This is a genomic window from Rhodoferax sp. GW821-FHT02C08 (assembly GCF_059421805.1).
In genome coordinates, this window is sequence record NZ_JBWKVR010000003.1 from 327,192 (window position 1) to 347,652 (window position 20,461).

Below are 20,461 nucleotides of genomic sequence, written 5' to 3' on the forward strand. Positions count from 1 at the left end.
GAGCCACAGGCTGCAGTCGTGTGCGGAGGCGCCTGGCGGCTTTGGCTGTTTGCTATCTAAAACGTAGCTGTCTGCGCAGTGTTTGCCAGCGTTAACCAGGCTTTAGGGTCTATTGTTGAAGCGTCGCACTAAATGGCCCAAGGTGCGATACTTGCCGCCCGAACCAACAAGGAGACCCATCTTGCAATACCGTCCTCTCGGCCGCACCGGCTGGAATATTTCGACCGTCAGCTTCGGCGCATGGGCCATTGGCGGCACCTGGGGCGATGTGGATGACGCAGAGTCCATGGGAGCGCTGCACAAAGCGCTGGATATGGGCGTGAACTTCTTCGACAGCGCCGACGTATACGGCGATGGCCGCAGCGAACGGCTGCTGGCCCAGCTCAAGCGCGAGCGTAGCGAACCCTTCTACATTGCCACCAAGGCGGGGCGCCGCCTGAGCCCGCATGTGGCGGCTGGCTACAACCGCGAAAACCTGACCGCCTTTGTCGAGCGCAGCCTGGTGAATCTGAACACCGAGGCGCTGGACCTGCTGCAACTGCACTGCCCGCCAACCGAGGTGTTCTATATGCCCGAAGTGTTTGGCGTGCTGGACGACCTGGTGAAGGCAGGCAAGTTGCGCCACTACGGCGTGAGTGTGGAGAAGGTGGAGGAGGCGCTGAAGGCGATTGAATTCCCCGGCGTGCAGTCGGTGCAGATCATCTACAACATCTTCCGCCAGCGCCCGGCCGAGCTGCTGTTTGAACAAACGCAAAAGCGCGGCGTGGGCATTCTCGCGCGGCTGCCGCTGTCCAGCGGCCTGCTGAGTGGCAAGCTGACCAAGGACAGCACTTTCGCCGCGGACGACCACCGCCAGTTCAACCGCGAGGGCGCGGCCTTCGACAAAGGTGAAACCTTCTCTGGGCTGGATTACAACGTAGGCCTGCAAGCCGTGGACGCGCTGCGACCCCTGGTGCCCGCGGGCCAGAGCATGCCGCAGATGGCGCTGCGCTGGATACAGATGCACCCGGCGGTGACCTGCTCCATTCCCGGTGGCAAGCGCGCTACCCAGGTGGCCGACAACGTGGCCGCCGCCGACTTGCCGCCGCTGACCGACGGCACCATGCAGGCCATCGCGGGTGTGTATGAGCGCTTTGCCAAACCGCTGGTGCACCAGCGCTGGTAAGCATTGGTGCGGTTAACGCATGCTATTGAAAGAGTAGCTGCTAGCGCAGGTTCTACCTGCGCTAGAGCCCGATTCCCTTTGAATGTTTAAGGCACAGCGCTGCTGGCTGCTGGGCGCGGCGCCAAGGTGTCCGGCCGGCCCGGCGCAAACGTGGACACGGTCGCGGCTTGCACGGGCGGCGATGTCTTGCGCAGGGCAGCCACCTGGCGCGCTGTGGCCACACCACCCTGGTTGCCCCAACTGGTCTGGATGAAGCTGACGACGTCGGCGATGTCGGCGTCGCTGAGCAGCCCGGCGTACGGCGCCATGGTGAAGGCCGAGGGCGCGGTCTGCGTGGCGGGCATGGCACTGCCGGACAGCACGATCTTGATGCTGCTTGATGCGTCTGCGGTCTGTAGCAGCGCATTGCCGGCCAGCGCCGGGAAGGTTTTGGCAGCACCCTGGCCATCGGATCGGTGGCAGCCGGCGCAGCGGTCCAGGTAGATTTGTGCGCCGCGGCTGTTCACCACGCCGTTGTGCAGCTCCTGCGCCACGCGCGGGTCGGCCACATACGCTGCTGGCGCGGGTGCGCTGGTGGGCAAGGACTTCAGGTAGAGCGCGATGCTGGTCAGGTCGGCGTCGGTCAGGTGCTGGGTGGAATGCGCCACCACGTCATTCATGCCACCAAACGAGGCGCTGCGCTGGTTGCGTCCGGTTTTCAAAAAATCCACGATGTCACGCCCGCTCCAGCTTGCAAGGCCGCCGCCGTGGCTGTTGCGCAGGGACGGTGGGACCCAGCCGTCAACCGCGCCGCCGCCGGCCAGGTAGATGCTGTTGCCGGTATCACTCAGAGCCTTTTCCTGAAAGGCCACGCCGCGCGCCGTGTGGCAGGCGCCACAGTGGCCCAGGCCCTGCACCAGATAGGCGCCGCGCAGCAGGTTCGGCTGAGGACTCTGCGGCACGCTCATGGGGGCCGGCTGTGGCGCAAACACCATGCGCCACAGTGCCAGTGGGAAGCGCATCGATAGAGGCCAGGGAATGTCGGCCTTTTTATTCGGCGTGGGGTCGGGCTGCACGCCATGCATGAAATAGGCGTACAGCGCCTGCAGATCGTCTTCGCCCAGGCGCGAGAAAGACGGGTAGGGCATGGCCGGGTAGACGGTGTAACCGGCCTTGGTGACGCCAGTGCGCATCAGCTTGGCGAAGTCTTCATAGCTCCAGTCGCCGATGCCCGCGGTTTTGTCCGGCGTGATATTGGTGGAGTAGACGGCACCCACCGGCGTAGACATGGGCAGGCCGCCGGCAAATGGCTTGTCCGGTGTGGCGCTGTGGCAGGCGATGCAGTCACCGGCGCGGGCCAGGTAGGCGCCCTTGGCTAGCAGTTGGGCATCGACAGGGGCCGCGGCCTGCGCTGAGCCGGCGCAGAGTGCCAAAGCCAGTGCGGCAGCAAGTAGCAGGGCGGGGCGCTGGGTGGGGCGGGCCATCATGCATCTACCAGGGGGCGAGGGTCTTTCAGGTACTGTTCACGTATCGCCTTGGCGGCCCAGTAGGTCAGTGCGGTGGCCAGGCCGGTCGGGTTGTAGCCGATGCCGATGGGGAACACGCCAGAGCCGACGGCAAACACATTCGGCACGTCCCAGCTCTGCAGATAGCGGTTCAGCACGCTGGTGCTGCGGTCTTCGCCCATGGCCACACCACCGGCCCAGTGGGTGGTCTGGTAGGCGCGCAGGTCCAGGTGGTCGCCAAAGTTCTTCTGGCTGACCTTGATGGAATGCGGGTTCATGGCCTTGGCCACTTTCAGCATCTCGCCGGTGACGTAGCGGCTCATCTTGATGTCGTTGTCTTTCCAGTCGAAGGTGAAGCGCATCAGCGCCTGGCCGTAGTGGTCGGTGTAGGTCGGGTCCAGATCGACATAGCAATCGCGGTAGACCATGTTGGCGCCGTGCACGTCGAAGGACACGGTGTTCAGGTAGTTGTCTTTCACAGCGCGCTTCCAGCCCGCACCCCAGTTTGGCGTGCCAGTGGGTACCGGTATGCCACCTATGGGTTTCACGCCGGCCGGGTTGCACCAGGCCGGCGCGCCGCCCACAAAGCCCAGCGGGCCGTGGTCGAAGTTGTCGGCGTTGTAGTCGTCCACCGCCACGCCGGTGCCGCCGGCGCCGATGAAGGGGTTGGTGTTGGTGCCGGGTGGGAAGAACATCTGCACCGTGGACATCATCTGGTAGGCGATGTTGCGGCCCACCACGCCTTCACCACTCACAGGGTCATAGGGCTTGCCAATACCAGACAGCAAAAACAGCCGCGCGTTGTTATAGGCAAAGGTGCTGGCGATTACCAGCTCGGCGGGTTGCTCGAAGCTCTTGCCGGTGGCGTCCACATAGGTGACGCCGGTAGCGCGCTTGCCGCTGGCGTCGAGGTTGATGCGCAGCACATTCGCGTCGGCACGCAGCTCGAAGTTGGCGGCCAGCCGCAGCGCCGGCATGATGTTCACGTTCGGCGAGGCCTTGGAGTAGTTGTAGCAGGCAAAGCCCGAGCAGAAGCCGCAGAAATTGCATGGCCCCATCTGGCAGCCATAGGGGTTGGTGTAGGGGCCGGAGGCGTTGGACGAGGGTTCGACAAAGGGGTGCAGGCCGACCTCCTTCGCCGCCTGCATGAACAGGCTGGCGGTGTAGGGCACTTTTTGCGGTGGCAGCGGGTAGTGGTCGGATCGGTCGGCCTCGAATACATTGCCTTCTCCGACCACCTGGCCCTTGACCTTGTAGGCGCGGCCGGAGGTGCCAAAGACTTTTTCAACAAAGTCGAAGTGCGGCTCCAGCTCGGCGTAGCTCACGCCGAAGTCCTGGATGGTCATGCCGTCGGGGATGAAGTTCTTGCCGTAGCGCTGGGTGTAATGGGTTTTCAGCTGCAGCTCTTCGGGTGTCACACGCCAGTGCTGGCCCGACCAGTGCAGGCCGGCGCCGCCCACGCCTTCGCCGGGTTTGAAGGCGCCGATCTGCCGGTAGGGCACGGCCAGATCGGCCACGCCGTGGCGGAAGGTGAACGAGCTCTTCGCCATGTTCTGGAACAGCTTGCCGCGCTGCACGAAAGTCAGCTCGTCCAGCGTTGTGGGGTAGATGCCGTCGGGGTAGGTGTCGCGGTAGGGGCCGCGCTCCAGGGCCACAACTTTCAGGCCGGCCTCGGTGAGTTCTTTCGCCATGATGGCGCCGGTCCAGCCAAAGCCGACGATGACGACATCGACCGCGGGTTTTTTAACGCTGTCGCTCATCGTGATCCTTTAAGAGCTGGACACCGGCGGCAGCGGGTACCTGGTGGCGTACTGGTCTACCCAGTCGATGTAGTCGCCGCGCGCACCCGGAAAGCCGACCATCTTCCAGGCTGCCATGTTCTTGTTGCCGCCATGCTTGGGGTCGCAGAAGTAGCCTTCGCGGGTATTCGTCAGCAGCTGCGCGAAGAAGGTCTTGGGCGGCACTGTGCCTATGGCCAGCGTGCCGGCTTCCAGCCCGGTCAGCACCGCGTCCTGCTCGGCCGGGGTCAGATCGGTGAAAGGTTTGCTGTGTTGCTGCTGTATGGCCTGTGCCAATGCGGCCAGGGCCTGGCGGTATAGCTCGCGCGGGCTTTGCGCCAGCTGGTAGCCGAATTCATCGGCGGCGGTGGGCACGAACGGCGCCTGCATGAACCACAGCGCACCATGGCCGTAGGGCTGGTCCATCTGCCGGTCGATGAACTCGGGCACACCGGCCTCGGTGGCGCTGGGGCCAGTGGCATCGGCCGGGATCAGGCGCTCTACCAGGGCTGACAGCAGCTGCCATTCCTGTGGGGTGAAATAGCCCGGGCTGTAGCTGGCAGGGCTGCTGCCGACAGGGGTTGAACTGGCCAGGCCGAGTGTGCTGCCCAGCGTCGCCAGCGCCGGTGCGGTTTTGACAGCGCCGCGCAAAAAGCGGCGGCGCGAGGCGGAAATGCCAATTATCTTCATAGCCTGTCCTGGTACGGAGCCCGCAGGAGAATCCCTGCCTGTGGGGCTACGGTAGATGCCCTGTCGGCGGTCGGCACGTACGTCAGCGTGCGCGCCGATATTGCTTCAGTTGCTATGATAAAAATAGCTACTGGCGCTGAAGAATTATGCGCTGCAGCCCTTTTTTTGTTGTACTGATTTTGTAACGGACCTAGTGCAGCGGGGCGGGACACAGCTGCCGCGTTTTTTTTGGCCGTTGGCTCACTGCATAGGTTGCGCCAGCCGCTCCAGTACGGCGGCCAGACTCAGTGGGCGGGCAAAGTAGTAGCCCTGGCCGGTGGTGCAGGCCAGCTGTGTCAGGCGCTGGCATTGTTCGGCGGTTTCTATGCCCTCGGCCGTGGTGACCATGTGCAGGCCGCTGGCCAGGTCGATGACGGAGCGCACGATGGCATCCGACTCCGCGTTGTCGCCAATGTGCATGACGAAGGAGCGGTCGATCTTCAGCTTGTTGAACGGGAAGCTGCGTAAATAGGCCAGTGACGAGTAGCCGGTGCCGAAATCGTCCAGCGCAATGCGGATGCCGGCGCTGCGCAGGCGGTGTAGTGCGGCCAGCACGTCGTCGGTGTCGGCCAGAAAGACGGACTCGGTGATCTCCAGTTCCAGCCGCTGCGGGTCCAGGCCGGTTTTTTCCAGCACGGCCAGTATCTTGTCCACCAGCAGCGCGTCGTCAAACTGGCTGGCCGACAGGTTGACCGCCATCAGCAGTGCGTCGGGCAACTGGCGGGCCGCCTGGCAGGCGGTTTCCAGCACCCACAGACCGATGTCGCTGATCAGCCCAGCTTCTTCGGCGATGGAGATGAATTCTGCCGGCGAGACGCTGCCAAAGCGCATGCTGGACCAGCGCAGCAGGGCTTCCACGCCCGTCATGTGCTGGCCGGCGAGCGAGATCTGGGGCTGGTAGACCAGATGCAACTCGCCCTGTTGCAAGGCGTGGCGTAGATCGTCTTCCAGGGCGATGCGGCGGCGGGATTTTTCGTCCATGGCCGGTGAGAAAAAATGGGCCTGCCGCCGGCCACGGGCCTTGGCCTCGTACAGCGCCAGATCGGCGTGGTGGAGTACTTCGTCGGCGTGCCGGCCGTCCTGCGGCAGCAGGGCGATGCCGATACTGGTGTGCGGCGTGCAGCGTATGCCGGACAGGTTGCAGGGCTGCTCTATGGTCTGCATCAGGCGCTCGGTGAACAGGCGCACTTCGTCGGGCTGGGCGATGCCGTCGAGCAGTATGGCGAATTCATCTCCGCCCAGGCGGGCGACCATGTCACGGGCCCGGATGGCGCCGACCATGCGTTGGGCCACGGTCTTCAGCAGCAGGTCACCGTTGGCATGGCCGTGGGCGTCGTTCACGCGCTTGAAGTTGTCCATGTCGATGCACAGCAGTGCTGCGCTGCCCGGGGTGCCACCGTTCTGGGTGCACAACTGCTGCAGCCGGTGCTGGAAATGGCGGCGGTTGGCCAGGCCGGTGAGTGCGTCGAAATGCGCCAGGCGATGCATTTCGTCTTCAGCGTGCTTGCGGTCGGTGATGTCGGCACCCACGCCGCGCCAGCCGTGCTGGTTATGGTCGGCCTGGCCTGCTTGGCCTAGCAGGAATACAGGCTTGGCGGTCAGCGCCCACCAGCGCTGCTTGCCGTTGAGTATTACAGGTACAACCAGGTCGCGGAAGGGCTGGGGTGTGGCCAGCGCCTCCTGCAGTTTGTCCAGGTACTGCGCGGTGTCGTCGGGCGCCTGGGGGTAGGCGGCCTGGGTGCGTGCAATCAGCGTAACCAGGCTTTGGTCAGCGTCTTGCAGCGGGTCGAATTGCAGGGCTTTGGACAGCCGACTGGAGGTGCGGCCCAGTTGCCCGCTGGGTGACAGCTCCCACAGAAAGTCGCTGGAGTTTTCTTCGAAGTCGCGCAGCAGCAGGCCCACGATCTGCTCTTTGTGGGCGGCGTCCGCTTCGGCCACCAGGCGCGAGCCGTAGGAGCGGGCCATGACGCGCACCGAGGCGACCACCACCAGGCTGTATACCAGCAGCAGGTAGAGCAGCACATGCGCACCCGGCAGCGCGATGCGCAGCAGGCCGATGGCGGAGCCCAGAGTCAGAATGCCCACATAAGACATTGCCGCTGCCGGTACGGTCACCAGGGCAAAGCCGCCCGCGCAGATCATTCCACAGGAAATGATGGTCAGCATGTGCTGGTCTTGTGGCGCCGCGCCGGGCAGCAGCAGCGCGGGCAATAGGCCCCATAACGCACCCAGTCCGGCAGCGTGGCGCAGTGCGCGCCGCATGGCTTTCAGCGAAGCCCGGGGCCGGGGCGGACGGTTGCGTGTGCGGTACCAGGCCCTCAGGCCCTGGCCGGCAAATACCAGCAAGGCCAAGAACCAGAGCCACAGCCATTGGGCATGGGTGGGCATGCGGGACATGACGACGGCAGCGTTGAACAGGTTGACCAGCATGGCCAACGGGGTCAGGCCCAGCACGGCCTGGAGTTGCTTGGCGCGGAAACTGGCGGCCAGGGGTTCTTCCGCCTCGTACGGCGCCATGAACTGGCGAAAGCGTGCCAGCACGTTAGCGATGCTCTGCATAACTCTGACGAGGATGTGGTGGCGCAGATCTGGATGGGATGCAAGGCGCATTTTGCAGCCGATAGCCGTAGCTATTGGCCAGAAATGCGAGGCAGCAGACCGCCCAAGGCCGTGCTGCCACAGACCGCGGGGAGTGGTGCAGAGCGTCCCTAAACATATGCAGTTCTGTCACGCTTGCCATCGTTGGAGATCTGGGCGATCCCTTGTTATTCGTCTGCTGGAAACGGCAACATTTCCGACCCTGTTTACATTGTGACACTGGTGTAACGGGCCTGGGCAAGTACCCGACTGCGTTTGGATGGGGTACAAACCCTGCTCAGATCAAAGCAAAGGCAGACATCCATGGAACAGACGCGAGAGCACATCGGCTTCATAGGCCTGGGCCTGATGGGCCACGGCATGGCCAAGAACATTGTGGACAAGGGCTATGCGCTCACCGTCTACGCCCGCCGCCCGTCGGCTGCGCTGGAAGACTTGCAGCAGCGCGGCGCCCAGGTGGCGGCGTCCCCACAAGCCTTGGCCGCCCAGGCAACGGTCATTTTCTTGTGCGTGACCGGCTCACGCGATGTGGAGGCGTTGCTGCGCGGGCCGAACGGCCTGGCGGGCGGCCTGCAGCCTGGTGCGGTGGTGGTGGATTGCTCGACCTCCGACCCGGTGTCCACCGTGGCGCTGGCGGCGGAAATCGCGGCGCTGGGCGCCACGCTGGTGGATGCGCCGCTGGGCCGCACGCCCAAAGAGGCCTGGGACGGCACGCTGGACACCATGGTGGGGGCGGATGCTGCCACCTTCGCCCGCATCCAGCCGGTGCTGGCCACCTGGGCCGGGCGCATCGTGCATATCGGCGGGCCGGGCGACGGCCACCGTATGAAGCTGGTCAACAACTTTCTGTCGCTGGGTTATGCGGCACTGTATTCCGAGGCCATGACGCTGGCGCAGGCGGTGGGCATTGGGCCGGAGCGGTTTGACTCGGTGATACGCGGCGGCCGCATGGATTGCGGCTTCTACCAGACCTTCATGGGCTATGTGCTGGAGGGTAACAAGGAGGCCCATAAATTCACTCTGCACAACGCCTTCAAGGACCTGCGCTATCTGGAGTCCATGGCCGACGCGGCGGGCATCTCCAACAGCCTGGGCAATGCGGTCAAGAATTCCTTTGCCCTGGCCTTAAAGAACGGCGGGGACCAGGCCTATGTGCCCATGCTGCCCGAGTACATCGCCAAACTCAGCGGCGTGGACTTAGCGCCCAAAGAGGGCGGGCAGTAGCGTGCTATTAAAAATGTAGCTGATGCCGCAGGTGAATCCGGCGTCGCGGTATTTTTTTGTGCAAGAGACGCAGAGGGCAGGGCAGAGTTTGGTTTTACACGCAGCACGGTGCAAGCACGGGCGACTCGGGTACATTTTGGCCATGAGCAGAATAGACCGCAGGGGGCGTGTCAGTTGCGCCCAGACAAGCAAGCCTTACCAGCGGCTGCACGCACGGCAGCCGGGTTGGCGCCCCCGCGCGGCACAGCGTGTCGGCACAGGGCGGGTGGATGGCTAGCGTGTTGCCTCTGCTGCAGACAGTGGCCGACACGCTGGACGGCCTGGGCATCGCCACTTGCGTGTTTGACGACGCCGACAACACCTTGCTGTGGAACCGCAGCTTTCTCAAATTCTTCCCGGAGCACGCGGCCCATATCCATGCGGGGGAGCCCTACGCGGCCAACCTGCGGCGCTTCTACCAGGGGCGCCTGCCGCCGGAGGAACTGCCGGCCATAGACGACTACATCACCAGAGGCATTGCGCGCCACCGGGCGCAGCAGCGCGCGTATTCGTTCGTACACCGGGGTGTGCGCCTGTGGGTGTCGTCCCTGCCCCTGCCGGAGGTGGGGCGCATCCGTATCTGGCGCGCGCACGACCTGAACACTGGCGGGCTGGGTACCTCCATTCTGGGCACGGCCGATGCGCCATCCATCGACGGTGCGGGCCTGTTCGACAAGCTGCCGGACGGCATCATGGTTACCGGTGCGGACGAGCGTATCGAATGGGTCAACGAGCCTTTTGTGCTGCTGTACGGGTTATCGGGGCGCAATGCGGCGGTCGGCCTGCGTTTCGAGAACCTTTACCGCAACTTGTGGAAGGGGCGCGAAGCGCAGGACGGCGCCTTGTTCCAGGAGGGCTTGCTGACCCTGGCCGAAGGCACCCGTTACCAGGGCATACCTGTTGAAGTGCCCTTGCCCGATGGGCGCTGGAGCCGCGTCGTCGCCCAGCGCAGCCTGGATGGCAAGGGTTTTTTTGCCCACATGGACATCACCCAGCTCAAGCACCAGCAACAGCAGCTGCAGGATGCCGAGCGCCGTGCCCGCGACAGTGAATCCATATTGCAGGAAAAGTCGGCTCTGCTGGAGGCCACGCTGGAGTGCATGCTGCAAGGTGTGATGCGCATCAGTGCCGAGCGGGTGGTAGTGGTCTGCAACCGGCGTGCCCAGGAGCTGTTGGGCTTGCCCAAGGAACTGATGGACAGCCGCCCCACCTTGGATGCGGTATTTGCCTACCAGGCTGCGCACGGTGAGTTCGTCCATGTGCCGCCCGAGCTGGTGGAGATCGTGCGCACCGGGGGCGACTTCAGCCGGCCTTATTCCTACGACCGCAAGCGCCCGGACGGCCGGGTGATCGAGGTCAACAGCGTGCCCATCCAGGGCGGCGGCGTGCTGCGCACCTATACCGACATCACCGAGCGCAAACGTGCCGATGAGCGCATCCGCCATGTGGCCCGGCATGACGGCCTGACCTCGCTGGTCAACCGGGATGCCTTCCTGGAGGCGCTGAACCATGCAGTTAAGGTGTTCGGCCCGAGCTCCACCGGCTTTGCTGTGCACTTCATCGACATTGACCGCTTCAAGCCCATCAACGATACCTACGGCCATGCCGTGGGCGACAAGGTGTTGGCTTTGCTGGCCCAGCGCATGCGGCAGATCGTTCGCGACGGAGACCTGGTGGCGCGCATGGGCGGCGATGAGTTCGCCGTGCTGCAGTACCGGGTGGAGGGCGTGGAGAGCGCGTTGGGCCTGGCCTACCGCATGCTGGATGGTGTGGCCGAGGACATGGAGATCGAGTCTCACCAGCTGCAGGTGGGGGCATCCATAGGCATTGCGTTGTACCCCGCAGCGGGTGCCGACGCCGACGAGCTGCTGCGCAGTGCCGACGCCGCCATGTACGCCGCCAAGGTCAGCGGACGCGACTGCGTGCGTGTTTTCGGTGTGGACAGTGAACCTGCATCCACCTACTAGCTGGACCGTCTAGAAGGTCCTAATACTCCTGTTTTGATAGCGGGTTGCGCAGGTTTTATCTGCGCTGGGGCGGTTTCCTTTTATATATTTAAATGGGCCGCATGCCGCGCTTGCTGTCGGTCATAGCGGGCCAGTTCGCTGTGCTCCTGTGCCTGCCCGTGCACGCGGCCCGGGGCTTGGATGTCGCGCAGCAGGTGGCTGCTGAGCTCGCCCAGGGGTGTTGCGGCGGGCGGGCTGCGGCGGGTGCAGTGCTGCCACAGCCGGGCCAGCAGTTGGGTGCTACTGCGCCAGGCCAGAGGCCGTTTAAGTGCAAGGGTGGAAAGGGGCATGGCAGGCGTTCAGAATGGATGCTGGTAAGCATATTCATTCATTGGTCTCTATAAAAGCGCTCATTTCTGCCAAGGCTGGATGCTTATACTTACCAGAATGCCCCGCATTCCCCTGCAAACCCTGCCCACTTTTCGCGCCGTGGCCAAGCTGTCCAACCTGCGCGCCGCGGGCGAGCAACTGCACCTCACGCACAGCGCGGTCAGCCAGCAAATCCGCTTGCTGGAGGAGCAACTCGGCTTCTTGCTGTTTGACCGGCGGGGCCGCCGCGTTGTGCTGAATGCCGCCGGGGCCGCGCTGCTGCAAGCGGTAGAGCCTGCGCTGGCCCAGCTCGACGAGGGCATGCGGGCTGCGGCCCTGGCCTCTACCGGCACCGAACAGCGTTTGCGCATCACCGTATCGCCGTCGTTTGCCCAGCACTGGCTGATGCCGCGCATGGCGCATTGGCGGGCCCTGCACCCCGGTATGGCGGTGGAGCTGCACACCTCGCAGCAGGCCATGGACCTGCCACGCGAGGGCTTTCACGCGGCGGTGCGCCAGGGCAAAGGTCCGTGGCGCGGCCTGGAAGGCAGCCGCCTGATCGATTCGCAGCAGGTGGTGGTGGCCAGCCCAGCCATGGCCGCGCGCCTGGCCGGCAGCGACCCCGCCAGCTGGGTCCACGAGCCCTTGCTGGGCACCAGCGAGTGCTGGGAGGCCTGGTTTGCGCTGGCGGGCCATCCCTGCCGTATCCAGCCGGTGGCGGTTTTCAACGACATGGGCCTGATGCTGCAGGCCACCGAGCAGGGCTTGGGTATTGCGCTGGGTCGCGAGCTGGTGGCCGCCGACGCGCTGCGTGCCGGGCGGCTGGTGCAGTTGTCGCCCCTGGCCTTGGCGACCGAGGCGTACGACGCCTATTGGCTGGTGTACCCCCCGGAATACCGTGACTGGCCGCCGCTGCTGGCTTTCCAGGAATGGTTGCAGTCAGAGCTGCAAATCGCAGCCAACTTGTTGCAGCAGTCCCGGGCGCCTGCAGGCTAACAGGCATTTGCTATTAAATAAGTAGCTACTAGCGCAGGTTCTACCAGCGCTAGTAGCTTGTTTGGCTTGTATCCGCTTAGGCCATCAGTTCAGCGATGTGCGCCTTCAGGGCGGCGTTCTCTGCGGTCAGTTCGGCCACGGTTTGCTTCAGGCGGGCGATGATGCCTTCGGGCGTGTCGGGCTCGGTGCGCTCCACCGCCTTGGCAGCGCGTACCTGGCGGGCGGCCTGCTGCAGCTCTTTCTTGCCACCGGCGGCGGCGGCCAGCTGTACTTCGGCCGGCAGGCTGGCCACGGTGGCTGCGGTGTTGATGGAGATGGTGCCGGACTTCACCGCAGCCACCAGCTCGGGCGTGGCGGACTTCTGGATCTTTTCGATCTGGCTGATGGTGGCGCTGCTGACGCGTGCGGCCTTGGCCAGGGCTTCGCGGGTCAGCGCGGGCTCGGCGGCTGGGGCGGCCGGTGCCTCGGCGGGGGCTTCCCAGGGCGCGGGGCCGCTGGTGTCGGTCACGGCTTCGGCGGGCACGGGCTGGTCGCGCCCGGCCAGGATGTCTTTTTTACGCAGAGCCAGCACGCCGCGCTGGAAGTCGGACACGCTGCGCCGGCCCAGGTGCTGGTCGATCATCCACAGATGCACGTCGTCCATGGTCTTGAAGCGGGTGTTCTGCACGGTGTTGAACGGGATGTTGTGTTTGGTGCAGATGCCGTAGCGGTTGTGGCCGTCCACCAGAACATCGCCCCACAGCACCAGCGCGTCGCGGCAGCCTTCGGCCAGGATGCTGCGCTCCAGCGCGGCGTGCTCCTCGGGGGTGAGCGGGTCGATGTAGGCAAGCAGTTCGTCGTTGACCGTGATATTCATTTTGTAGCGCTAGCAGGGGAAAAAGGGCGCGATTGTAAAAGGCCGCTCCGTCGCTCGCGCTCGAAGGCGCGCAGAGCGCTGCATATCTGTCTTTACTCAGGCTTTACCCACTTCACCAAACTGTAGTTTTGATAGCAGAATTTGTTGGAAGGGCGCGCGTGTGGCTGATGTGCCTCGGCGTAACGGTGGTTCACCTCACTGGGAGCGAAACATGAACTTGAGCGACTTGAAAATCAGCACCCGCCTGGGCATCGGTATCGCTTTGGCCGCCGGTTTGATGGCGGCGATGGTTTGGGTGGGTGCCAGCAATATGGCGTCCATTCGCGCAACCTTGAACCAGCAGACCAACGACCGCATGCCCAAGATGATGAACGTCAAGGATGTGAAGGACAACCTGCGGGTACGGGCGATCGTGGCGCGTGACATCGTGCTGCTGGAAAGCGCGGCCGATATCCAGAAGCAGGCCGACCGTCTGGCGGATGTGCAAGCCAGCTATCTGAAGCTGGACAAGCAGCTGCAGGACACCGTGATCAGCGCCGCAGCAGTGGCGGCGCTGCGCAAGCTGGAGCTGGCGGTGGAGGCCTTGCAGGCACCTACCAGCCAGGTAGTGGCGCTGGGCAAGGAGAACAAGAACACCGAAGCAACCCAGATGCTGCATACCACGGTGGCACCGCTGCAGCAGGCGGCGACTGACGCGGCCGAAGAAATGGTGGCTGTGCTGACAAAGAATGGAAAAAATGCCGAAGCCTCGGCCCAGGAAAATTACGATTCCGCCATGCTCATGCTGCTCAGCCTGGGGGCTGCGGCCATCGCACTTCTGTGCGCGCTGGGTTGGTTGCTGGTGCGCTCGATCACACGCCCGCTGAACCAGGCGGTGGACGTGTCGCGTGCTGTCGCTGCTGGCGATCTGAGTCTGGAGTTCGAGGCGGTTGGCGAGAACGAAACCTCGCAGCTGCTGCGCGCCCTGCAGGGCATGCAGACCAGTCTGTCCAAGGTGGTGGGCAATGTGCGGCAGAACGCCGAGGGCGTGGCCACCGCCAGCGCCGAGATTTCTCAGGGCAATAACGACCTGAGCGCGCGTACTGAGCAACAGGCCAGCGCGCTGGAGGAAACTGCTGCCTCGATGGAGGAGCTGTCCAGTACCGTGAAGCTGAATGCCGATAACGCCCACCAGGCGAACCAACTGGCGCTGAACGCCTCCAGCGTAGCCATGCGGGGAGGCGATGTGGTCGGCCAGGTGGTTGAGACTATGAAGGGCATCAACGAAAGCAGCAACAAGATTGCCGACATCATCAGCGTCATAGACGGCATCGCCTTCCAGACCAATATCCTGGCCTTGAATGCGGCCGTGGAAGCCGCTCGCGCTGGCGAACAGGGGCGCGGTTTTGCGGTGGTGGCCAGCGAGGTGCGCAGCCTGGCCGGCCGCTCGGCCGAAGCCGCCAAGGAGATCAAGCAACTCATCCATGCCAGCGTGGAGCGGGTGACGCGGGGTACGGTCCTGGTGGACCAGGCCGGCACCACCATGCAGGAGGTGGTGACGTCGATCCGCCGTGTGGCTGACATCATGGGCGAGATCAGCTCCGCCAGCACCGAGCAGTCGCTGGGCGTGAGCCAGGTTGGCGAGGCGGTTACGCAAATGGACCAGGCCACGCAGCAGAATGCCGCCCTGGTCGAACAAAGCGCTGCTGCCGCCGATAGCCTGAAGCTGCAAGCGCAGCAACTGGTGGACGTGGTGGCGGTGTTCAAGCTGCGCCACGGTGTCGCACTGGCGGTATAGCGCAGCGGGGGGCAGGGGGGCAGCCCCGGCTTTCGGGACGTATACCGCGTGTACGGTTTTGTAAATCCCAGGCGGTGTGACAAATGCCCGCAGCCATAACGGAATTTTTCTGACACACTACGTTTGCACTTCGGGGTGAAATTCGCCCTGGTGCCGCGGTCAGTAGGCGGCTTCTGTGAAGCAAAACTGACAAGGGCAAACCTGGCGAAAGCCGGGGACGCAAAGCCACCGGGCTTCGGTGCTGGGTTCCAGCGCCATGCCAGCGGGGTTGCCGTACAGAGTGACGTCAAACTCTTCTCTGTGCACTGTCGCCCTTTTGTTCTTGTAAACCAAGGTGACGACATGCTGAAAACTTATACCTTTTCTCGTTCCACGGCACGTTGCGCAGGCGGCGGCTTGTCTCTGCTGGCGGCACTGGTGCTGAGCGCTTGCGGCGGTGGCGGCGGTGATGTGACGGCTAGCGCGGAATCGGACCCCGTGGCTGCGTTGTCCAGCGTGACGACCGAGGTGTTGCCCACCTTCCATACCGCGCCGGTAGATATCAGCGACCCGTCCCTGGTACCTAGCGACCCGGACGTAGTGCGCACCGAGACCGTGCTGCCCGCCATGGAAGGCATGGTCACAGCCCGTTTGCTGCCCGAAACCGTGGCTTCCGAGGCGGTAGTGGCGCGCCGGTTGGCAGTGGAAAATGCCGGCACCATCAGCGCGCGGGCTGCGTCCACCGTCACCGTCTACACCCCGGCGCAGATCCGCGCCGCCTATAAGTTGCCGGCGGTCAGCGCCACCGGCGTGGTGTCCACCGCAGCGGCGCGTGCCGCCCTGGGCGCCGGCCAGACCATCTACATCGTGGACGCGTACCACAACCCGAATACGTTTTCAGACCTGAACACCTACAGCTCTCGCCTGAACCTGCCTGGCTGCACCAGCGTGACCATTTCCGCGACTGCCAGCCTGCCTCTGGCGGCGGCCAGCACCGCGGCTGGTTGCACCTTCAGCGTGGTGTATGCGGGCGCCACCAGTGGCCGTACGGCGACTGCGCCGGCCTACAACGCCAGCTGGGCGGCCGAGATTGCGATGGACGTGGAGTCGGCCCATGCGATTGCGCCCTTGGCCCGCATCGTCCTGATCGAGGCGGCATCGTCCTCGCTGTCGGCCTTGGCCAATGCCATTACTGTGGCCAACAACATGGGCTCGGGCGTGGTCAGCATGAGCTTTGGCGCGCTGGAAGGCTCATGGACTGCATCGGTGGACAGCCTGTTCCAGGTCTCGGGTATGCAGTACACGGCATCCACCGGTGATGCCGGCGCGGCGGTGAACTGGCCGGCCGTGTCCGCCAAGGTACTGGCCACCGGCGGCACTTCGCTGACCTATAACGGCAGCACCCGGTCTGAAGTGGTATGGACCGGCACCGGCGGCGGCACCAGTGCCTATACCGCTGTGCCGACATACCAGAAGGCCTTGTCTTCCAGCATCACCAAGCGCCGCGTGGCCGATGTGGCCATTGATTCCGATCCCTATACCGGCCAGTACGTGGGCATTACCGTGCCGGGCAGTGCTTTTGGTTTCATGTCCGGTGGCGGCACCAGCATTGCAGCGCCCGAATGGGCCGGTTTGCTGGCCATTGCCAGCGCCCAGCGTGCCTTGTCCAGCCTGCCGGTGCTGAGCAGCGTGCACAGCGCGCTGTACCTGAATGTGTTGCCCAGCGCTACCTCGTACGCCCAGTCCTTCCTGGATGTGACCAGCGGCTCCAACGGCACTTGCAGCACCTGCAAAGCCACGACTGGCTACGACAGCAGCACCGGCCTGGGCAGCCCGAACGGTACGGCCTTGCTGGGCTTGCTCAGCGCGATCAAGCAGTAAACCCCATCGATGGTGCTCAGCCCACGGTGTCTTCGGATACCGTGGGTTTTTTTATTTGCTATTGAAGATATAGCTGCCTGCGCAGGTACTATCTGCGCCAGAGGCCGATTTCCTATAAATTCACGCAGGAGCTCGGGCAGCGCGATCTTGGTTTCGAACTTCGAGTGGTGCATGTCAAACGTGCTTTTGAAGTTGCGCACATTGTTGTTGGATGAAAACCCCTCGCGCGTGCCTCGGTATGGGTAATACAACTATTTTGCCCATTCGTTTTGGCTGAAAAGCACCATAGTTTGGCTAGATACGGTGAATTGTTCCATTGCAGTGCCTCAATAATTCTTACCAGTATTTGCACCGATTCCCCCATCGGCTGGCCCGCGCGGAACAGGCGCCCACACAATCCGCGACAAACATTCCCCAACCTTGAAAGACATGTAATGCCGGTATTGGACTTTGATTCTCCCCAGGTACTTCAACTGCGCGCCGACCTGGCACTGGCCCTGCGCGCGGCCGCCCACCACGGCCTGGCCGAGGGCGTGTGCAACCATTTCAGCGTGGAGCTGCCCGACCAGTCGGGCCGCTTCTTGCTGAACCCGCGCGGCCTGCTGTGGAGCGAGATTGGCGCGGACGACATCGTGATGATCGACGCCCTGGGCAACAAGCTGGCCGGGCGCCATGCGGTGGAGCCGACCGCCATGTTCATCCACGCGGCCATCCACCGCCTGTGCGGCCAGGCCTGCGTGCTGCACACCCATATGCCTTACGCCACCGCTCTGACCCTGACCAGCGACCGCGCGTTGGATACCTGTTTGTCGCAGGGCGCCATGCGCTTCCACGGCCGTGTTGCGGTGGATACGGAGTACAACGGCCTGGCGCTGGACGCATCGGAAGGCGAGCGCATTGCCGGTGTGATGCGGGGCGCCGAAATCGCCTTCCTGGGCAACCACGGCGTGGTGGTCTGCGGTGCGCGCATGGACTATGCCTATGACGACCTGTACTACCTGGAGCGCGCCTGCATGAGCCAGGTGTTGGCGCAATCCACCGGCCGTGCCCTGCGGCCCATAGATCCCGCGCTGGCCCAGCGCGTGTGTGAACAGACGCTGGGCGAGCGTTTGCAGTCCGAGCTGTTCTTTGAAGCCTTGCGGCGTACTGTGTAAACCCTTGGTGATCGGAGGTCGGATGTGCTCAAGGTTGGGGTATCATGGTGTAACAAGTCGTATCAGCCGGGTGCCGACCAAGGCACCATCTCACTAGGTCGCCATGATTCAAACAACACGGGCTTGCATCTTCTCGGGATTGCTTCTGCTAAGCGGAATGGGGTGGGGGCAAACCGCTTTGCGGGCCTGGAATACCCATCCAGATGGTTATCCGGTCACGGAGGCCATGAAGAGCTTTATTGCGGAAGTGGCGACCCAGACCAAGGGCAAGTACAAGATTGAGCTGTTTTCCAACGGCAGTCTGGGCGACCAGCCCAAGGCGGTCGCTATGCTCAAAGCAGGTGAGGTGGATGTCGCCGAGTTCAACTCCGGTCCATTGTCCGATGTGGCGCCGGGCCTCAAGGCTTTCAACCTGCCTTTCCTGTTCACGGATACGGCGCATATGTTCCGCTATCTGGACGGCAAGGTTGGTGACCATTTGGCGACCCAATTGCAGGCCTCCGGGTTTGTGGTGCTGGGCTGGTACAACGGTGGCGCCCGCTCCATCTTCTGTGCCAACAAGCCCATCACCCGGCTGGAGGAGCTGGTCGGGCAAAAGATCCGGGTGCAACAGTCCGAGGTGTACATCGAAATGGTCAAGCTGTTGGGCGCCACGCCTGTGGTGATACCTTACAAAGACGTGCTCGATGGCTTGCAGCAGGGCAAAGTAGACTGTGCCGAGGGCAATATGGTGTCTTACGAGTCCACCGGCCAGTACAAGGCTGCCAAGTACATGCTGCAGACCAACCACGTGATTTCACCCGAAGCCTTGGTCGTGTCTACCAAGCTGTGGGATCGGCTTAGCGATGCAGAAAAAGCCGTGTTTAAAAAGGCCGGTCAAAGCTCGGCCTTGTTGATGCGCGACCTTTGGGAAAAGCGGGTTGCCACTGCACGGGCTGCGGTACTGAAAGATGGTGTGCAGCTGTCCAACGTGAAAGATTTTTCGCCCTATATCCGCAAGATGTCTCCGCTGTACGGCAAGTACATGGGCGATCCTTCGGTGCGAGGTGAGTTGTTTGAAATCATTGGCAACCAATAGCGCGGCCTCCCGGGCCACGCAAATCAATATCTTCCAACCTTGACCGGAGAAACTCCTTTGGCCACTTTTAACCCATCCATGCAGCGCGCCGGTTTGTTGCTGGGCGCAGGTCTGCTGGCGCTTGCCGGTAGCGCTGCAGCGACCACCATGGTTTATGTGTCGAACGCGGACAGCCAGGACATCTCTGTGCTGGAGCTAGACAGAAGCCAAGGCGTGCTCAAACCGGTGGAAACGGTTGCTGTAGCCGGGACCGTTATGCCCATGGTTGTCAGCGCGGACAAGCACTTTCTCTACGCGGCACTGCGGTCGCAGCCGTACCGCGTGGTCAGCTTTGCTATAGACGCGAGTAATGGTCATTTACGCAAACTGGGTGAATCCGCATTGGCCGACAGCATGGCCAATATTGACCTGGATGCAACGGGCCGCTGGCTGTTTGCGGCCTCTTATCCAGGGCACAAAATTACCGTGAACAGTGTGGGCAAAGATGGTGTAGTGGGCGCAGTGCAGCAGCTCATTCCTACGTCTCCGTTTGCCCATGCCATCCATGCCGATGCCAGCAACAAATACGTGCTGGCCACCAGCTTGGGTGGGGACACCATATCCAGCTGGCATTTTGATGCAGCCACGGGCCAGCTCACTCCGAATGAGCCTGCGTTGACCGTGAATGCACCCAAGTCCGGCGCCCGCCACTTCGTCTGGGACAAGGCCCAGCGCTTTGTCTACCTTGTCAACGAGGTGGATGCATCTTTGTATGTGTACGCATGGGACAGTGCGCGGGGCACGCTGCGTGAGTTGCAACGCACCACAACCCTGCCTGCGGGGTTCACCGGGAAGCCCTGGGCGGCAGATCTGCACCTGCGCCCGGACGGCCGTTTTCTGTATGCATCGGAGCGGACTTCCAGCACCATTTCCACATTCCGGGTAGACCCCAGCACCGGCTTGCTCCAGCCCCTGGGGCAGGCGCCTACCGAGCAGTCGCCACGCGGCTTTGCGATCGACTCCAGTGGCCGATTCCTGATCTCGGCTGGGCAAGACTCCAATAGCGTTTCGGTCCATCCTGTGGATGCTGCAAGTGGTGCGCTGGGGCAGCCCCAACGTTTGGCCGTTGGCAAGAATCCAAACTGGATCGAAATCGTGGATCTGCCCTGAGCGCTGAAAATTTGCATCCAGCAGCACTGCTTTTTTCTCTTCAATCGGGGTTGTGTCTGCAGCAGGACCAGATGACCCCGCACAACACCGACTTGGCATGGTAGTCGACGGCCGTAGCCGGAAGCTAGCGTGAACCAGCGCAGAAGTTGACCGAGTTGGTGGGAACCTTCCAGCTACAGCAAGGCGAAGCCGTCGCTCCCCCCTAGGGCCAGAACCGCGGCACGCATCGCAAAGTATGGGCAGGGAAGTGCGTTGCGCA

15 protein-coding genes and 1 riboswitch are annotated in these 20,461 nt (G+C 63.2%); of the genes, 9 read left to right on the forward strand and 6 right to left on the reverse strand.

Annotated features, from left to right (window positions below):
• Positions 1–181: 181 nt before the first annotated feature.
• The gene (locus tag AC07VY_RS05590) at positions 182–1,165 is read left to right on the forward strand and encodes an aldo/keto reductase (protein ID WP_495074503.1); all 984 of its coding nucleotides are present in this window, start codon (positions 182–184) and stop codon (positions 1,163–1,165) included.
• A gap of 86 nt (positions 1,166–1,251) precedes the next feature.
• Here AC07VY_RS05590 and AC07VY_RS05595 read toward each other — a convergent pair whose 3' ends face one another.
• The 4 genes from AC07VY_RS05595 to AC07VY_RS05610 form a co-directional block, all read right to left on the reverse strand.
• Entirely contained in the window at positions 1,252–2,628 is a 1,377-nt protein-coding gene (locus tag AC07VY_RS05595; RefSeq protein ID WP_495096438.1) for a c-type cytochrome, read from the reverse strand.
• Positions 2,628–4,409 carry a GMC family oxidoreductase gene (locus AC07VY_RS05600; RefSeq protein WP_495096437.1) on the reverse strand — a complete coding sequence of 594 codons (1,782 nt, stop codon included), beginning with the start codon at positions 4,407–4,409 and terminating at the stop codon, positions 2,628–2,630. The genes AC07VY_RS05595 and AC07VY_RS05600 overlap by 1 nt, the downstream gene beginning before the upstream one ends.
• A 9-nt stretch (positions 4,410–4,418) precedes the next feature.
• Positions 4,419–5,117 (reverse strand): gluconate 2-dehydrogenase subunit 3 family protein, encoded by a 699-nt coding sequence (locus AC07VY_RS05605; protein WP_495096436.1) that lies wholly within the window; start codon positions 5,115–5,117, stop codon positions 4,419–4,421.
• A 240-nt stretch (positions 5,118–5,357) separates the two neighbouring features.
• The gene (locus AC07VY_RS05610) at positions 5,358–7,766 is read right to left on the reverse strand and encodes a putative bifunctional diguanylate cyclase/phosphodiesterase (RefSeq protein ID WP_495119477.1); all 2,409 of its coding nucleotides are present in this window, start codon (positions 7,764–7,766) and stop codon (positions 5,358–5,360) included.
• Between the two features lie 243 nt (positions 7,767–8,009).
• Between AC07VY_RS05610 and AC07VY_RS05615 the strand changes: the two genes are divergently transcribed.
• Positions 8,010–8,978: an NAD(P)-dependent oxidoreductase gene (locus AC07VY_RS05615; RefSeq protein ID WP_495074498.1), complete on the forward strand. Its 969-nt coding sequence runs from the start codon at positions 8,010–8,012 to the stop codon at positions 8,976–8,978.
• Between the two features lie 269 nt (positions 8,979–9,247).
• Positions 9,248–10,984 carry a diguanylate cyclase domain-containing protein gene (locus AC07VY_RS05620; protein ID WP_495096434.1) on the forward strand — a complete coding sequence of 579 codons (1,737 nt, stop codon included), beginning with the start codon at positions 9,248–9,250 and terminating at the stop codon, positions 10,982–10,984.
• Between the two features lie 80 nt (positions 10,985–11,064).
• On the opposite strand, the gene AC07VY_RS05625 is transcribed toward AC07VY_RS05620, so the two are convergent.
• On the reverse strand, positions 11,065–11,313 hold the full coding sequence (locus tag AC07VY_RS05625; RefSeq protein ID WP_495096433.1) for a hypothetical protein: 249 nt from the start codon (positions 11,311–11,313) through the stop codon (positions 11,065–11,067).
• An 85-nt stretch (positions 11,314–11,398) separates the two neighbouring features.
• On the opposite strand from AC07VY_RS05625, the gene AC07VY_RS05630 reads away from it, so the two are divergent.
• Positions 11,399–12,328, forward strand: coding sequence for a LysR substrate-binding domain-containing protein (locus AC07VY_RS05630; RefSeq protein ID WP_495096654.1), 930 nt, complete (start codon positions 11,399–11,401; stop codon positions 12,326–12,328).
• A gap of 76 nt (positions 12,329–12,404) precedes the next feature.
• Here the strand turns inward: AC07VY_RS05630 and AC07VY_RS05635 are convergent, their stop codons facing one another.
• Positions 12,405–13,184: a ParB N-terminal domain-containing protein gene (locus tag AC07VY_RS05635; protein WP_495096432.1), complete on the reverse strand. Its 780-nt coding sequence runs from the start codon at positions 13,182–13,184 to the stop codon at positions 12,405–12,407.
• A gap of 211 nt (positions 13,185–13,395) precedes the next feature.
• Between AC07VY_RS05635 and AC07VY_RS05640 the strand changes: the two genes are divergently transcribed.
• The 5 genes from AC07VY_RS05640 (at position 13,396) to AC07VY_RS05660 (ending at position 20,202) form a co-directional block, all read left to right on the forward strand.
• The gene (locus AC07VY_RS05640; RefSeq protein WP_495096431.1) at positions 13,396–14,961 is read left to right on the forward strand and encodes a methyl-accepting chemotaxis protein; all 1,566 of its coding nucleotides are present in this window, start codon (positions 13,396–13,398) and stop codon (positions 14,959–14,961) included.
• A gap of 184 nt (positions 14,962–15,145) precedes the next feature.
• Positions 15,146–15,237, forward strand: a riboswitch (cyclic di-GMP riboswitch).
• Between the two features lie 66 nt (positions 15,238–15,303).
• Positions 15,304–16,821: a S53 family peptidase gene (locus AC07VY_RS05645; protein WP_495096430.1), complete on the forward strand. Its 1,518-nt coding sequence runs from the start codon at positions 15,304–15,306 to the stop codon at positions 16,819–16,821.
• A gap of 434 nt (positions 16,822–17,255) precedes the next feature.
• Entirely contained in the window at positions 17,256–17,975 is a 720-nt protein-coding gene (locus AC07VY_RS05650) for an aldolase (RefSeq protein ID WP_495096429.1), read from the forward strand.
• A 157-nt stretch (positions 17,976–18,132) separates the two neighbouring features.
• The gene (locus tag AC07VY_RS05655) at positions 18,133–19,053 is read left to right on the forward strand and encodes a TRAP transporter substrate-binding protein (RefSeq protein ID WP_495096653.1); all 921 of its coding nucleotides are present in this window, start codon (positions 18,133–18,135) and stop codon (positions 19,051–19,053) included.
• A 78-nt stretch (positions 19,054–19,131) separates the two neighbouring features.
• Positions 19,132–20,202, forward strand: a complete 1,071-nt coding sequence (locus AC07VY_RS05660; RefSeq protein ID WP_495096652.1) for a lactonase family protein — start codon at positions 19,132–19,134, stop codon at positions 20,200–20,202.
• Positions 20,203–20,461 lie beyond the last annotated feature (259 nt).

Excerpts from the sequence above, each read along its gene's own strand:
- AC07VY_RS05595 (WP_495096438.1), bottom strand. The coding sequence starts at position 2,628 with ATGGCCCGCCCCACCCAGCGCCCCGCCCTGCTACTTGCTGCCGCACTG.
- AC07VY_RS05600 (WP_495096437.1), bottom strand. The coding sequence starts at position 4,409 with ATGAGCGACAGCGTTAAAAAACCCGCGGTCGATGTCGTCATCGTCGGC.
- AC07VY_RS05605 (WP_495096436.1), bottom strand. The coding sequence starts at position 5,117 with ATGAAGATAATTGGCATTTCCGCCTCGCGCCGCCGCTTTTTGCGCGGC.
- AC07VY_RS05610 (WP_495119477.1), bottom strand. The coding sequence starts at position 7,766 with ATGCGCCTTGCATCCCATCCAGATCTGCGCCACCACATCCTCGTCAGA.
- AC07VY_RS05620 (WP_495096434.1), top strand. The coding sequence starts at position 9,248 with ATGGCTAGCGTGTTGCCTCTGCTGCAGACAGTGGCCGACACGCTGGAC.
- AC07VY_RS05625 (WP_495096433.1), bottom strand. The coding sequence starts at position 11,313 with ATGCCCCTTTCCACCCTTGCACTTAAACGGCCTCTGGCCTGGCGCAGT.
- AC07VY_RS05635 (WP_495096432.1), bottom strand. The coding sequence starts at position 13,184 with ATGAATATCACGGTCAACGACGAACTGCTTGCCTACATCGACCCGCTC.
- AC07VY_RS05640 (WP_495096431.1), top strand. The coding sequence starts at position 13,396 with ATGAACTTGAGCGACTTGAAAATCAGCACCCGCCTGGGCATCGGTATC.
- AC07VY_RS05645 (WP_495096430.1), top strand. The coding sequence starts at position 15,304 with ATGCTGAAAACTTATACCTTTTCTCGTTCCACGGCACGTTGCGCAGGC.
- AC07VY_RS05650 (WP_495096429.1), top strand. The coding sequence starts at position 17,256 with ATGCCGGTATTGGACTTTGATTCTCCCCAGGTACTTCAACTGCGCGCC.
- AC07VY_RS05655 (WP_495096653.1), top strand. The coding sequence starts at position 18,133 with ATGGGGTGGGGGCAAACCGCTTTGCGGGCCTGGAATACCCATCCAGAT.
- AC07VY_RS05660 (WP_495096652.1), top strand. The coding sequence starts at position 19,132 with ATGCAGCGCGCCGGTTTGTTGCTGGGCGCAGGTCTGCTGGCGCTTGCC.